Raw genomic sequence first — 14,172 nt, forward strand, 5'->3', positions numbered from 1 at the left:
ACGTATTACCCGTGAATGGATTGGTGCTTACCAAGGTCTTTCATTACCTCTGCTTCAAAAGAAAGTAGGTCGCTCCATTTTTGATCTACTTCTTCCCGGTTTCCGTATTGACGCGCAAAACTAAGAAACATGGTGTAATGATTTGCCTCGCTCACCATTAATTTTCTGTAAAATTCTGCCAATTCCTTGTCTTCCAGTTGTTCACTTAAAAGCCGAAACCGTTCACAGCTTCGCGCCTCAATTAACGCGGCGTATAATAAGCGGTGTACCAATTGAGTGGTCCTACTGCCACCTTTTGGGAAAAACTTTACAATCTGTAAAACGTACTCGTCTTTTCGGTCACGGCCTAATACCCAGCCATGTTCCAGAATTTTGTCGTGTACCATTTTAAAATGACTAATCTCCTCCTTAATTAAAGCGGTCATTTCCTGAATTAAATCGGTGTATTCTGGGAAACTTACAATTAACGAAACCGCAGTAGAGGCAGCCTTTTGTTCGCACCAAGCGTGATCTGTAAGAATGTCTTCTATATTCTTTTCAACAATATTCACCCATCGTGGGTCTGTGGGAAGCATTAAACCTAACATTATGATATTATATTTTAATTGTTTTTTTTGTATTTAGTATTGGCATTTGAAAATGGCAAACCTAGATATCGAGATCAAACTCCTTGCGCAATTTTTCAATTGATGGGTTTAACTCCTTTAATTTTTCAAATTTTTCCCGGGTTGTATAGGCATATCGTTTTTCAACCACTTCATTTACAGTTATGTCGAGATCAATGTTGTAATTCTGAAGTTTTTCACGAAGAAAAGTAAGCAGCTTGAATTTAGCGCGTTCCACTTCGGTCTTTATGGTTTGGTTTGGAAATTCTAAATGAATTATGTGCCCTTCAAGCTTGGGAACGCCCATAGTTAAATGCGACAAGAGGTTATACCTTCCCTTTTTTTCTACGTCTTGGGTGTATTCTTTCCAAGCTGAAAGCATTTCGGCTTCAGAAAAATCATTGACTGGTAGATTCTTTGCATCCGGTTGGTTTGCAATCATTTCCTCCTTTAGTTGCTTCTTTTTTTGAATACTCTTTAGCGAGAGCGCGGAAACTTTTTTGGCATTTCGTTCGGCCAGAGCCTTGGACTGATCTTCAACTTTTTTGGATGCTTCCTTATTGCTTTCTGCTACATCAGAAGGTTTTTCTGAATTATTAGCTGTAGCAATTGCTTCGGAAGGTTCGGCTACTTGCTGTTCTTCGGCTTCGTCTTGTTGGCTATCGGTTTCCGTTTTTATAGGTTCTGGGACGGTATTTCCGGCAGAAGTAATTTCTTGCTTGCCACCAGTTGCAGATTCCGAAACATATGCCTCACTTTTAAAATAGGAGGGCGGTATTACGAAGCGTTCGCCGTTATTGGAGTTTTTTTTTTCGCCCTGAAAAGTCAGAGATGCAAGTTGCATTAGGCAAAGTTCCACGAGCAGCCGTTGGTTTTGACTGTTTTTATATTTTAGGTCGCAGGTGTTTGCAATTTCAATTCCTTCAATAAGAAATTGTGCACTTGTTTTTTGCGACTGTTCAAAATACATGGTTTTAACCTGTTCGCCAACCTCTAAAAGGTTGATTGTTTCTTGGTTCTTACAGACCATCAAATCGCGGAAATGTGAGGCAAGCCCCATAATAAAGTGATGTCCGTCAAAGCCTTTGGAAAGTATATCATTAAAAGATAGCAATACCTGCGGAATGTTATTTTCCAGTAATAAATCGGTAATTTGAAAATACCAGGTATAATCCAGCACGTTCAGGTTTTCGGTAACCGCTTCACGGGTAAGTTTTTTTCCTGCGAAACTTACAACTCTATCAAAAATTGAAAGTGCATCGCGCAAGGCGCCATCTGCTTTTTGAGCAATAATGTGCAGGGCGTCGTCTTCGGCTTCTACACCTTCTGCTTTAGCAACTTCGGCCAAATGCCCCTTAATATCGCGAACCCCAATTCGTCTAAAGTCAAAAATTTGACACCTTGAGAGGATGGTAGGGATTATTTTATGCTTTTCGGTAGTTGCCAAAATAAAAATGGCATGTTTTGGCGGTTCTTCTAACGTCTTTAAAAAAGCGTTGAAAGCCGCTGAGGATAGCATGTGAACCTCGTCAATAATATAGACTTTGTATTTTCCTACTTGTGGTGGAATCCGAACCTGGTCTATCAAGTTTCTGATATCATCTACCGAGTTGTTGGAAGCGGCATCGAGTTCAAAAATATTGAATGCGAAGTCCTCGTCTTCTTTTTCGGTACCATCTTGATTTATTTTCTTGGCTAGAATACGGGCACAAGTTGTTTTACCTACACCTCTTGGGCCTGTAAAAAGTAGAGCCTGAGCAAGGTGATTATTGGCGATGGCGTTATCCAAGGTATTGGTAATGGCCTGTTGCCCAACCACATCTTTAAAAGTTGCAGGTCGGTATTTTCGGGCAGATACAATGAAGTGTTCCATTTTATTAAAGTCAGTATTCCGTATTCAGCGTTTTCAAAATGCCGAAAAGGGTAAAGTTCAATTAGATTGTAATTTGTTTTGTTTTAAAATAGCTTGGGTTAAAAACGACAAGGTTTTTTCGCCTTAAAACTTTTCAATAATTAATGAAAGTACAGCTAAATTTAGACAATCAAGCAAATATAGAGATGTACAACGAATTTATAAAAAATAGGCCTTTGTATTTTCCCTTATTTATTAACATTGAAGTACATTTGTACAGCAGGCCGCCTTATCGTCGAGATCCTCGCATTTGCGAGGATTTGGGAGGAAAGTCCGGGCACCATAGGGAAGCATAGCGGCTAACGGCCGTCGTCCGCCATGGCGGATAGGACCAGTGCAGCAGAAAGAATGTACAGGTAATGCTGTAGTGAAACCAGGTAAACTCTATGCGGTGAAATGTCACGTAAACCTGTGCCTTGATTCTGATATCTATCGGAGTTAGGAAAGGGTTCCCGCCCGATGCAGGAGGGTAGACAGATTGAGCGTTTTGGTAACAGAACGTCTAGATAAATGATAAGGTGCTAGTTTCATATTGTTTGAGGCTGGTAACAGAACCCGGCTTATAGGCCTGCTTTTTTTATTCAATTTACTCAACTCTAAACGGGTGAAATTGAATTTGCTTTAAACAAATATCAGAACTTACACTATATACTTACCTATAGCCTCAGATTATCAACGCAAAACTAAAATAGAGTTTCTACTTTTCGCTCTTCTCAAAACCCAACGATAGCGAATTAATACAGTAGCGTTGGCCGGTTTCAGTTGGGCCATCCTCAAAAATATGACCTAAATGGCTACCGCATTTCGCGCATAAGGTTTCCGTGCGAATCATTCCGTGAGTCGTGTCATTTACATATTCTATAGCCCCGTCAATTGCATCGTCAAAAGAAGGCCAGCCGCAATTGCTTTCAAATTTTTGGTCGCTTTTAAATAGAGGAGAACGGCAGGCGCCACAAACATAGGTGCCATTTTCAAAAGTGAGGTTGTATTCCCCAGTTTGTGGGTATTCTGTGCCTTTTTCACGGAGAATGTGATAGCGTTTGTCGCCTAATTCCTCACGCCATTCGGCTTCCGATTTGCTTATAGGGTACTTATCTTTCTTTTTCATCTTTCGGTATAAATTTTAGTGCGGCACCATTAATACAATGTCTTTTGCCAGTAGTTTCCCGTGGGCCATCATTAAAAACATGACCTAGATGCCCGCCACAGGTCGCACAGTGTTCCTCGGTACGGCTAAAGCCCAACTTTCGGTCTACCGAAAAAGCTACATTACCTTCTATTTCCCTATCAAAACTAGGCCATCCGGTTCCACTGTCAAATTTATGTTTGCTTTTAAAAACAGGCGTGCCACATCCTGCGCAAACATAGGTGCCTTTATTGTGATTGTCATTTAATTGGCTCGAAAACGCAGGTTCTGTAGCTTCATGGCGAAGTACATTATACGCCAAGGACGATAACTGGGCTTTCCATTGCGCATCAGATTTAGTGATTTCAAAGTTTTTCTGTTCTTTTTCCGTACTCTTCTTTTGTGCAGGAGAATTGCAGCTGAAAAATAAGGCGCTAAAAACGATAATGGAGCTTAAAATTTTCATGTATTAATCTTCAATTTTTTCAATCTGCATATTGTTTTCACGCATTACTTCCAAAATATCATCCATGGATGGGTTTGTTTTGGCAAATTCTGAAGGCACAACGGCAATACGGAATGTCTGATTATCTAACACAGAACCATCGTTAAGAGTTGAAAGGTCAAAATTTCCTTCAATTAACATTTGAACATCTACGAAAGTATTCGTGAAGAGATATTGGATGATATCGCCATTGTTATAAAAAATATTTTGTGGCAAAGGGCTCCAAACATCAGCAGTTTCGCCACCGCCAATTCCCGCCTGTCCTTCATATCTATAAACCAATACTACGTCACTTTCATAAACGGTAAAGGGGAAAGCTATATATGGTGTATCAAAATTTCCGTTGGTTGCGTTGTATTGAAAATCTACGGTTTCCTCAAAAACCTGAGCATATAACAAACCGCCATCTTGTCCTGGAGGTCCAGGATCGCCTTCACAGGAAGTAAATAGGATGGTTGTGGATAGGGCTAAAAACAGTAGTAGATTTTTCATAATATATATTTTTAAAGGTTTTTCAATTACTTAATTTACAAAAGTCGTTCCATGATTTATTGGTATAAACTTAAAGTGTTTTTGTGGACCACTATATTAAGGAAACACTAAAGTTTATTTTTTTGGTATATTTTTTGAAATTTAAAAGTTTAAAGGAAATTTAGTATAAACCTAAATTTATATTTTTATTTTTAACGTTTAACAAAACTACCGATATATGAAACTTAAAAAATCTTTATTGATATTGGCTTTAGGCGCAATCGTTGTTGCCTGTAGTACAAATCCATTTACAGGCAAGCAGACTTTGGCCTTAGTACCAAACTCACAGATTTTGCCTATGGCATTCCAGCAATACAATGAATTTTTATCTGAAAACAAAGTTGTATCTAATTCCTCTGATGCGAGAATGGTAAAAAGCGTTGGTCAAAAAATAGCTTCCGCTGCCGAAAGATACCTAAATGCTAATGGCTATGCAGGCTATTTAAAAGATTATCGTTGGGAGTACAATCTAGTGGAAAGTGCAGATGTAAATGCTTGGTGTATGCCTGGAGGTAAAATTGTTATCTACACGGGAATTTTGCCAGTTACTAAAGACGAAGCAGGCTTGGCAGCTGTTATGGGTCATGAGGTGGCGCATGCCTTGGCAAATCATGGCCAGCAACGTATGAGCGCCGGCCAACTGCAGCAGTTAGGAGCCGTTGCCGGTAATGTTGCCTTGGCGGGAAATGCTGAAAATCAACAAATTTTTAATACTGCTTATGGCTTGGGAAGTAACCTTGGGGTCATGCTACCTTTTAGTAGAAGCCATGAAACCGAAGCTGACCATATTGGCATAATTTTAATGGCGATAGCTGGTTATGAACCAGAGGCCGCTGCCCAACTATGGGAACGTATGAAAGCACAGCAACAAGGTGCGCCACCAGAGTTTTTAAGTACGCACCCTGCAAGTACTACCAGAATTCAAAACCTTAGAAACTGGGCGCCAGAGGCAAGAGCCGAGGCCAAAAAGTTTGGCGTTACTAGTTTTAAGAAGTAGTCAATCTACCTCATTATTTTAAAAAATGAATTTTTTCAATCCCGCTTAACGCGGGATTTTTTTATTAGCTTAGCGACCGTTATAAATGAATTTTCAGTATGCAGAAACTATTAAAAGGGAATAAGAAACTGCTAAATGCCTGGGCTTTTTACGATTGGGCAAACTCGGTCTATAGTCTGGTTATTGCTTCGGCAGTTTTTCCTATTTATTATCAAGCGCTCTTTGACGCTGCCGATGTAACAACAGTTTCTGTATTTGGTGGCGCAATAAGAAGTACACCTCTAATTAGTTATACCACCGCCGCAGCTTTTCTGCTTGTAGCCTTTATTTCGCCATTGCTTTCTGGGATTGCAGATTATGTAGGGAATAAGAAAAGCTTTATGAAATTTTTCTGTTATCTCGGGGCTTTATCTTGTATGGGGCTCTACTTTTTTAGTCTAGAAAAGATTTACATAAGCCTATTGTTGTATTTTTTTGGTCTCATAGGCTTTTGGGGCAGTCTGGTTTTCTATAATTCCTATTTGCCCGATGTTGCTTTTCCCGAACAGCAAGACAGAATTAGTGCCCGCGGATATGCAATGGGATATCTAGGCAGTGTAATTTTATTGCTTTTTAACCTAGCAATGGTAATGCTTCCGGAGTCTTTTGGTTTTCAATCCAGTATGCAAGCCATGCGATGGTCTTTTGTTAGTGTTGGTGTTTGGTGGATTTTATTTAGTCAATATTCCTTCTATTTTCTTCCGAAGGGTTATAAAACCGGGAAAAAAGTAAGTGCCAGAATACTCCTCAATGGTTTTAGAGAGTTGAAAGGTGTTTATAATTCACTTTCAGAAAACATTCAATTAAAAAGATATTTGGCCGCATTTTTTGTGTATAGTATGGCGGTTCAAACAGTTATGCTTGTTGCTACATATTTTGGAGAACAGGAGATAAACTGGAGCGATGACGATTCAAAAACCATGGGTTTAATCGTGAGTATTTTGATTATCCAGTTGGTAGCAGTTGGTGGCGCCATGCTTACGTCACGCGCTTCAGAAAAGTTTGGGAATATTCCTGTCCTGATCATTATTAACCTAGTATGGGTCTCCATTTGTATAGTGGCGTTTTTTATTGAAGAACCAATTCATTTTTACACCACTGCCGGAGTTGTGGGCTTGGTAATGGGCGGGATACAATCCTTGTCGCGTTCTACGTATTCAAAGTTTTTGCCCGATACTAAGGATACCACTTCCTATTTTAGCTTTTATGACGTTGCCGAGAAAATAGGAATTGTAATAGGAATGTTAATTTACGGTTTTATAGACCAAATAACGGGCAGTATGCGCAATGCTATTTTGTTCTTGGTTATATTTTTTCTCATTGGTGTATTTTTGCTGTTAAGAGTTCCCAGAAATAAAAATACTTAAGCAATTTTTGTTTAAGTTTGCGTTAAGTACCTATCAAATAAACTAATTTATGAAGAAAATGTATCTTATAAAAGGACTGCTTTTGGCGTTCCTAGCTTTCCAATTTTTTAGCTGTGAAAATGAGCCGCTCACTGGAGAATTTCCCGAAGACGATCAAAATGAAGCCGAGGATGGAGAGTTTATAGCAACAATTGATGGGGAAGAATTTATTGCGAATTTAGCATCTGCCACGATTAACTCAGATAACGAACTTGTTATTGTTGGCGAAAAAGCTGGGGGCGAAAACATAACCTTGGGTATTACTAATGCCGCTGTTGGCACTTTTAATCTGGCAACAAACGAAACCAATGAAAATGCAGGAGCCTATTTTGACGGTTCTACAAATGTGGTTCCTTATGTAACTGCTGAAACTTTCGGTGGTTCTGGCCAATTAAAAATTACCGAATTAAATACTGAAGAGCAAACCGTAACAGGAACCTTTAGTTTTATCGGAGTTCGTGTAAAGCTTGATGACGATGGCAACCCAGTTCTTGATGGCAGTGGTAACCCAGTAATGGAAGAAGTAGGCATAACCAGTGGAGCTTTTAATTCAGTTTCATACGTTTTTGACGATACGGGCGGAGGCACTGGAGGTACTAACGATGAGTTTTTTGCCAAAGTGGATGGAGTCGATTTTATTGCCGAAAGTATTTTGGTTTCCGAACCCATTGTGGGCGATATACACATGATAAAAGTAATTGCTAATTCTGCGGCCGGCGAATTGATTCGCATTGATGTTCCTCGCAGTTTAGGTGTAGGTACTTTTGAAATGGTTCGAATTTCTGACGGCACAGAACTTATTGCAGTCTATAACGCAGGCGATGGCAATGAAAATCTTACTTCCGATCCAGGAACAATTACCATAACTGAATTTGACCTAGAGGCTGGAGTGCTTAAAGCTACTTTTAATTTTACAGCAACCGACCCGTTAAATCAAAGACCCGATGTTGTAGAAGTAACAGAAGGAAACCTTACTGCTTATTTTGAAGGTGTTCCCGGAGCAAATAATCAATTCAGCGCTAATGTTGATGATGTACCATATATTCCAGAAGAAATTAATATTGAAGTTGCACCTGTAAATCAATATCCAAGACTTACCATTACTACAACAAAGGAAGACCAAAAAATGGAACTCAGCTTCCCGTTGACCGTTACAGAAGGTGCTTATGATATGGAAGCCGAAGTTATTGATGGCGATGAAGTAGTAGGCATTTATACACCAGTGGTTGGGACTTCAATTCCTTATGTTTCCGAAACCGGAAGTTTAGTAATTACCAATTATGACATGGAAAATGGAATTATAGAAGGAAGTTTCAACTTTACCGGAAAAGATGTAGCTGGACAAGACCCTACTATTTATCAAGTTACTGGAGGCACATTCTTGATAGTGCTGCCTTAAAGCAATAAACAGATAACGTAAGAAGCCGTTCCAAACTATACTTTGGGCGGCTTCTTCCTTTAAAAAGAAATAGCTTCAACCTCAATTTCAAATTACTAAACTTTAAAACACCAATTTCTAAAGCCGATGTGGCTTCACCTAAGAAGACTGGCACAACTCTTGAATTATACACAAAGAGCAACTGTAAAGCATTTGAAATACAGCGTTCTTTTAGAAAACGAATAAAAACACTTTAATAATAAGACATTGGGTTTGCAATAGGTGTGACACAATGTCCTAAACCAATATATGGCGAAATCAAAATTAACATCATTAGACAAGTTGTCATTTCAAGATATTAACGACGACGCAGAATTTATTCCATTGATGTCTGCCGAAGACGAAGATGCAATGCATAAAGAAGAGTTACCAGAAATTCTTCCTATTTTACCATTGCGCAATACCGTTTTATTTCCAGGAGTGGTAATTCCTATTACTGCCGGGCGAGACAAATCCATAAAACTGATCAACGAAACCAATAAAGGAAACAAGATTATTGGCGTTGTTTCGCAAAGGGATGAAGAAGAAGAAGATCCAGGTATTAAAGACATTAATACTGTGGGTACCGTGGCACAAATTTTAAGAGTCCTAAAAATGCCAGACGGCAATACCACGGTTATTATTCAAGGTAAAAAGCGCTTTGAACTTACAGAGGTAATTACCGATGATCCGTATATGACTGCTACGGTCCGTGAAGTAGCGGAAGCCCGCCCAGAAAAGAAAAGTGAGGAATTCGATGCAATTATTGAATCTATTAAGGAGATGTCGCTCCAAATAATTAAACAAAGCACGAATATTCCTTCGGAGGCCTCCTTTGCGATTAAGAATATTGAAAGCCCTAGTTTTTTGATAAACTTTGTTTCTTCAAACCTTAATATTCCGGTTGAAGAAAAGCAAACTCTTTTGGAAATTAACAATCTGAAAGAACGTGCATTGGAAACGCTTCGTTTTATGAATATGGAGATTCAGAAGCTTTCCCTTCGCAATGATATTCAGTCTAAAGTTCAAAGCGATATCAATCAACAACAACGCGAGTATTTTCTTCAGCAGCAAATGAAAACCATTCAGGAGGAGTTGGGTGGTTCCTCTACTGAAGCCGAAATAGAAGAGTTGCGCGAACGTGCCAAAGCAAAAAAATGGGACGAAGATGTTGCGAAGCATTTTTCAAAGGAAATTGCCAAACTGCAACGTATGAATCCGCAGGTGGCTGAATTTAGCATTCAACGAAATTATCTCGATTTGCTTTTAGACCTTCCTTGGAATAAATACAGCAAGGATAAATTTGATTTAAATCGCGCCAGAAAAATTTTAGATCGCGACCATTATGGACTTGACGACGTTAAACAACGTATCATTGAGTATTTGGCAGTTTTAAAGCTTCGTAACGATATGAAATCGCCAATACTTTGTCTTTATGGACCTCCAGGGGTAGGTAAAACCTCACTGGGGAAATCTGTAGCAGAGGCATTGGGCAGAAAATACGTGCGTATGAGCCTTGGCGGACTACGCGATGAAGCCGAAATTCGCGGCCATAGAAAAACATACATCGGGGCGATGCCAGGAAGAATTATTCAGAGTATCAAAAAAGCAGAAACCAGTAATCCTGTTTTTGTATTAGATGAGATTGATAAAATTTCGGCGAGTAATCAAGGAGATCCTTCTTCGGCAATGTTGGAGGTATTGGATCCCGAACAGAACAGTTCGTTTTACGACAACTTTTTAGAACTTGGTTACGATCTTTCAAAGGTTATGTTTATAGCTACTTCAAACAGCTTGAGCACTATACAGCCTGCCTTACGAGACAGGATGGAGATTATTAATGTTACCGGTTACACCATTGAGGAAAAGGTAGAAATTGCAAAACGCCACTTGCTTCCTAAACAGTTAAAGGAGCACGGTATGGACAAGAAGTCGCTTAAAATAGCCAAACCGCAACTGGAAAAAATCATTGTTGGTTATACGCGAGAGAGTGGAGTTCGCGGTTTGGAAAAACAGATTGCAAAAATGGTGCGTTATGCAGCCATGAAGCTTGCTATGGAAGAAGAGTATGATGTTAAAATTTCTAATGATGTTATTGTTGAGGTTTTGGGTGCTCCTAAAATGGAACGCAATAAATATGAAAACAACGATATTGCTGGCGTAGTTACTGGGTTGGCTTGGACGAAAGTTGGCGGCGACATTCTTTTTATTGAATCGGCGCTTTCTAAAGGAAAAGGTGCATTAAACATGACCGGGAACTTAGGAAAAGTGATGAAGGAGTCTGCCACTATTGCCATGGAGTATATAAAATCTAATGCAAAGCAGCTGGGAATTAATCCAGATATTTTTGATCAATATAATGTACATATTCACGTACCCGAAGGCGCAACACCTAAGGATGGTCCAAGTGCGGGTATAACCATGCTCACTTCGTTAGTTTCACTATTTACGCAACGAAAAGTTAAGAAATCTATAGCGATGACAGGCGAAATTACACTTCGCGGAAAAGTGCTTCCCGTAGGTGGAATTAAGGAAAAAATTCTAGCAGCAAAACGAGCGCAGATAAAAGAAATTTTACTCTGCGAGCAAAATAAACGGGATATTGAAGAAATTAAGCCAGAGTATTTAAAAGGCTTGACGTTCCATTATGTAAAAGATATGGGCGATGTTCTTGATCTGGCGCTCACCAAAGAGAAGGTAAAAAACGCAAAAAAACTGTAATCCTTCGTTTATAGCCTAATCTAAGGGAACGCTTACCCAAAATGTAGTAATGCCAAAATTAGTCGAGCTAAATGCTTGGGCTGATTTTGGCATTACTATTCTTTTTACAATTATATTTGAGTTTTTAAGGGTAGACATAATAATTAATCCGAGATGTTTCTTTCCTTTGCAAAAATAAATTATACTTGTATTCGTTTAGATTTTAGTTACGGTTACTTGCGTCTATGGCCCAAAAAATTTTCTTAGTTTTTTCATTATTACTTTCTCAGCTTTTGGTAGCTCAGGTAGGAGGTAGGGCAACCTATCAATTTTTGAATATGGTTAACAGTCCAAGAATGGCGGCATTGGGTGGAAAAGTAGTTACTAATTATGACTATGACCCAACCCAAGGGCTTTTTAATCCGGCTAGTATAAACCCGGAAATGGACAATCAGCTTTCGCTTAACTACACCAACTATATTGGCGATGTAAACTACGGAACCGCAAGCTATGCCTACCTTTGGGATAGAAGAACACAGGTGCTTCACGCTGGAGTTACCTATGCCAACTACGGAAAATTTGACGGTTATGACGAAACAGGAAATCCAACCAATAGTTTTAGCGGTGGCGAGGTAGCCTTATCAATAGGGCATGCTCGTAATATTGCTTTTACAAATTTTCATGTTGGGGTTAATTTAAAATTTATATCTTCAAAATTAGAGCGTTATTCTTCCTTTGGTGCGGCTGTTGATATAGGCATTATGTATGTTTATGAAGACTGGGACCTCCAGATTACAGGAGTTGCAAGAAATATTGGTACGCAGTTAACGCCCTATCACGAAACTTATGAGCCATTACCGTTTGAGGTTATCTTAGGAATATCTCAAACCCTTGAAAATATTCCGATACGCTGGCATTTCACCCTAGAGAATATGCAAAAATGGAATATTGGATTTTCAAACCCTGCCCGTGAAGAAATAGACCTAGAAGGGAATGTTACCAAAGAAAAAGTAACTTTTGTTGATAATGCTTTTCGGCATATGATTGCTGGCATTGAGCTATTCCCTGAAAGTGGGTTCAATATTCGTTTGGGGTATAATTTTAGAAGAGGAGAAGAGTTACGGATTGTTGATAAACGTACCTTTGCAGGAATAAGTGCTGGTTTCGCTATAAAACTGAACAAGTTTAGATTGAGCTATTCGTATTCAAAATACAGCAGTGCAGCGACTTCAAGTTTTTTTGGACTAAATGTAGATCTACAGTAAAAACCTCCCATTATTGGGCAATAACTATGAGTAAAATTACAATTGCAATAGATGGCTATTCTTCTACGGGTAAAAGTACCGTGGCCAAGCAAATTGCAGATTATTTAGGCTATGTGTATGTTGACAGTGGCGCAATGTACCGCGCTGTAACCTTATACGCAATGCAGCATGATATAATCTCTAAAACACACTTCAATAAAGAAAAATTAATTGAAGCGCTTAACGCAATCCATTTAAAGTTTAAAAAAGAGACGGCTTGGAATAAAGCTCATATTTTTTTGAATGGAAAAGATGTTGAAAGTGAAATCCGTGGCCTTGAAGTTTCTGAATTTGTAAGCAAGATAGCTGCAGTCCATGAAGTACGTGTTAAGTTAGTTGCCCAGCAGCAGGAAATGGGGTTGGAAAAAGGAGTGGTAATGGATGGCAGAGATATTGGTACTGTGGTGTTTCCCGAAGCTGAGCTTAAATTGTTTATGAGCACTTCGGCAGAAATTCGGGCTAAAAGAAGGTTTAAGGAACTGCGCGAACGTGGCGATCAGGTAGCATATGCCGATGTACTTAAAAATATTCAGGATCGCGATTATATGGATACCAATCGTGAAGACTCTCCTTTGCGGAAAGATGCCGAAGCTATAGAAGTTGATAATTCTGAAATGAATTTGGAAGATCAATTTCACTATGTATTGCAATTAGCAAAAGACCGTATTGCAGGCCGCGTGTAAAAAATATAGGAGTTTGATTCTATCGAACCCTATTGAAGTCCTAAAGAACAAATGTTTTGCACTTATGGGTTGAACTCAGCAAGCTTCAAAACATACTAAAAAATTAAAACAGTGAGCTTTTATAAAGAGTTTAAAAACTTCGCCATTAAGGGTAATATGATCGATATGGCGGTCGGGATAATCATTGGTACCGCGTTTAACAATGTGATTAGTACTATTGTGAAAAAGGTGGTTATGCCGCCACTTACATTGCTTACTGATGGAGTTAGGCTGTCTAACAGAAAATACATACTACGCCATGCAACTGATTCCGTAGAGGAGGTTGCAATAGGCTATGGAGAACTATTAGAGGTTTTGATAGATTTCTTTATAATAGCCTTTACAATATTTATCGTGGTTAGAGTCATAAATCGCTTTAAGCGAAAATCTGACGATCCTAAGGATAAAACCGTAGAAACCCCCAAGAATATTCAACTGTTATCAAACATTGAAAACCTGATGCAGGAACAAAATGCTATGTTGAAAAAGCGTAAGGACTAAGGTTTTACCCTTTTTGCCGTTGCTTTGCTTGACTTCACTTTTCCCACTTCACTAAATTCAAAGGTGTATTGATCTTTACTTGTGGTAAGGATCTTAATTAATATAGCTTTCTTTTCAGCCTGATTCTTCGGGTTTATCTTTGTCAAAATATATTCACAGTCATTGACCCATCTAATAGTGGAAGAATCGGTTTTACCTTGGTAGAAATCAACTTCAATAGAGTCGTTACGGGTAATGGTTGTTTTAAAGACCTCAGTGCCTGAGAGGGCTTCAAATTCAAAAGTTCCAGTCTTAAAGTCTGAGCAATTACGCTCCTTTTCATAACAACTACTCATTAAAAGCAGACAAAGTAAGGGAATGATAAAACGCATTTTTATTTTTTTATGCGAATTTCGGCAAAATTCCTG

Annotated in this window: 13 protein-coding genes and 1 other RNA gene; 8 read left to right on the forward strand and 6 right to left on the reverse strand. The window is 38.9% G+C overall.

Annotation, left to right across the window (positions count from 1 at the left end; translation table 11 throughout):
• Positions 1-5: 5 nt before the first annotated feature.
• Together QPK98_RS04425 and QPK98_RS04430 are read right to left on the reverse strand one after the other, a co-directional pair.
• Positions 6-587: a MiaE family protein gene (locus QPK98_RS04425; RefSeq protein WP_310991837.1), complete on the reverse strand. Its 582-nt coding sequence runs from the start codon at positions 585-587 to the stop codon at positions 6-8.
• Between the two features lie 61 nt (positions 588-648).
• Positions 649-2,478 (reverse strand): DNA polymerase III subunit gamma/tau, encoded by a 1,830-nt coding sequence (locus tag QPK98_RS04430; RefSeq protein WP_310991838.1) that lies wholly within the window; start codon positions 2,476-2,478, stop codon positions 649-651.
• A 255-nt stretch (positions 2,479-2,733) separates the two neighbouring features.
• Between QPK98_RS04430 and rnpB the strand changes: the two genes are divergently transcribed.
• Positions 2,734-3,096: RNase P RNA component class A (gene rnpB / locus QPK98_RS04435), an RNA gene on the forward strand.
• A 118-nt stretch (positions 3,097-3,214) separates the two neighbouring features.
• On the opposite strand, the gene msrB (QPK98_RS04440) is transcribed toward rnpB, so the two are convergent.
• The 3 genes from msrB (QPK98_RS04440) to QPK98_RS04450 are packed head-to-tail and all read right to left on the reverse strand — an operon-like array spanning position 3,215 to position 4,640.
• Positions 3,215-3,625: a peptide-methionine (R)-S-oxide reductase MsrB gene (gene msrB, locus QPK98_RS04440; protein WP_310991839.1), complete on the reverse strand. Its 411-nt coding sequence runs from the start codon at positions 3,623-3,625 to the stop codon at positions 3,215-3,217.
• Positions 3,609-4,109 carry a peptide-methionine (R)-S-oxide reductase MsrB gene (msrB, locus tag QPK98_RS04445; protein WP_310991841.1) on the reverse strand — a complete coding sequence of 167 codons (501 nt, stop codon included), beginning with the start codon at positions 4,107-4,109 and terminating at the stop codon, positions 3,609-3,611. The genes msrB (QPK98_RS04440) and msrB (QPK98_RS04445) overlap by 17 nt, the downstream gene beginning before the upstream one ends.
• A 3-nt stretch (positions 4,110-4,112) precedes the next feature.
• Entirely contained in the window at positions 4,113-4,640 is a 528-nt protein-coding gene (locus tag QPK98_RS04450) for a collagen-like protein (protein ID WP_310991842.1), read from the reverse strand.
• A gap of 217 nt (positions 4,641-4,857) precedes the next feature.
• On the opposite strand from QPK98_RS04450, the gene QPK98_RS04455 reads away from it, so the two are divergent.
• From QPK98_RS04455 to mscL, 7 genes are all read left to right on the forward strand, one after another.
• Positions 4,858-5,676 (forward strand): M48 family metallopeptidase, encoded by an 819-nt coding sequence (locus QPK98_RS04455; RefSeq protein ID WP_310991843.1) that lies wholly within the window; start codon positions 4,858-4,860, stop codon positions 5,674-5,676.
• Positions 5,677-5,774: 98 nt separating this feature from the next.
• Positions 5,775-7,082, forward strand: coding sequence for an MFS transporter (locus QPK98_RS04460; RefSeq protein WP_310991845.1), 1,308 nt, complete (start codon positions 5,775-5,777; stop codon positions 7,080-7,082).
• 49 nt (positions 7,083-7,131) lie between these two features.
• Positions 7,132-8,520 carry a DUF6252 domain-containing protein gene (locus QPK98_RS04465; RefSeq protein WP_310991846.1) on the forward strand — a complete coding sequence of 463 codons (1,389 nt, stop codon included), beginning with the start codon at positions 7,132-7,134 and terminating at the stop codon, positions 8,518-8,520.
• A gap of 288 nt (positions 8,521-8,808) precedes the next feature.
• Positions 8,809-11,259: an endopeptidase La gene (gene lon, locus QPK98_RS04470; protein ID WP_310991847.1), complete on the forward strand. Its 2,451-nt coding sequence runs from the start codon at positions 8,809-8,811 to the stop codon at positions 11,257-11,259.
• 224 nt (positions 11,260-11,483) lie between these two features.
• Positions 11,484-12,503, forward strand: a complete 1,020-nt coding sequence (gene porQ, locus QPK98_RS04475) for a type IX secretion system protein PorQ (protein WP_310991848.1) — start codon at positions 11,484-11,486, stop codon at positions 12,501-12,503.
• Positions 12,504-12,529: 26 nt separating this feature from the next.
• A complete protein-coding gene (gene cmk / locus QPK98_RS04480; protein ID WP_310991849.1) occupies positions 12,530-13,225 on the forward strand; it encodes a (d)CMP kinase in 696 nt (231 codons plus the stop codon).
• Between the two features lie 111 nt (positions 13,226-13,336).
• Positions 13,337-13,765 carry a large-conductance mechanosensitive channel protein MscL gene (mscL, locus tag QPK98_RS04485; RefSeq protein WP_310991850.1) on the forward strand — a complete coding sequence of 143 codons (429 nt, stop codon included), beginning with the start codon at positions 13,337-13,339 and terminating at the stop codon, positions 13,763-13,765.
• On the opposite strand, the gene QPK98_RS04490 is transcribed toward mscL, so the two are convergent.
• Positions 13,762-14,136: a DNA topoisomerase IV gene (locus tag QPK98_RS04490; RefSeq protein ID WP_310991851.1), complete on the reverse strand. Its 375-nt coding sequence runs from the start codon at positions 14,134-14,136 to the stop codon at positions 13,762-13,764. The genes mscL and QPK98_RS04490 overlap by 4 nt on opposite strands.
• Between the last annotated feature and the right edge of the window lie 36 nt (positions 14,137-14,172).

The sequence above is a fragment of the Aequorivita marina genome (assembly GCF_031631895.2).
GTDB classification, from domain to species: Bacteria; Bacteroidota; Bacteroidia; order Flavobacteriales; family Flavobacteriaceae; genus Aequorivita; species Aequorivita marina.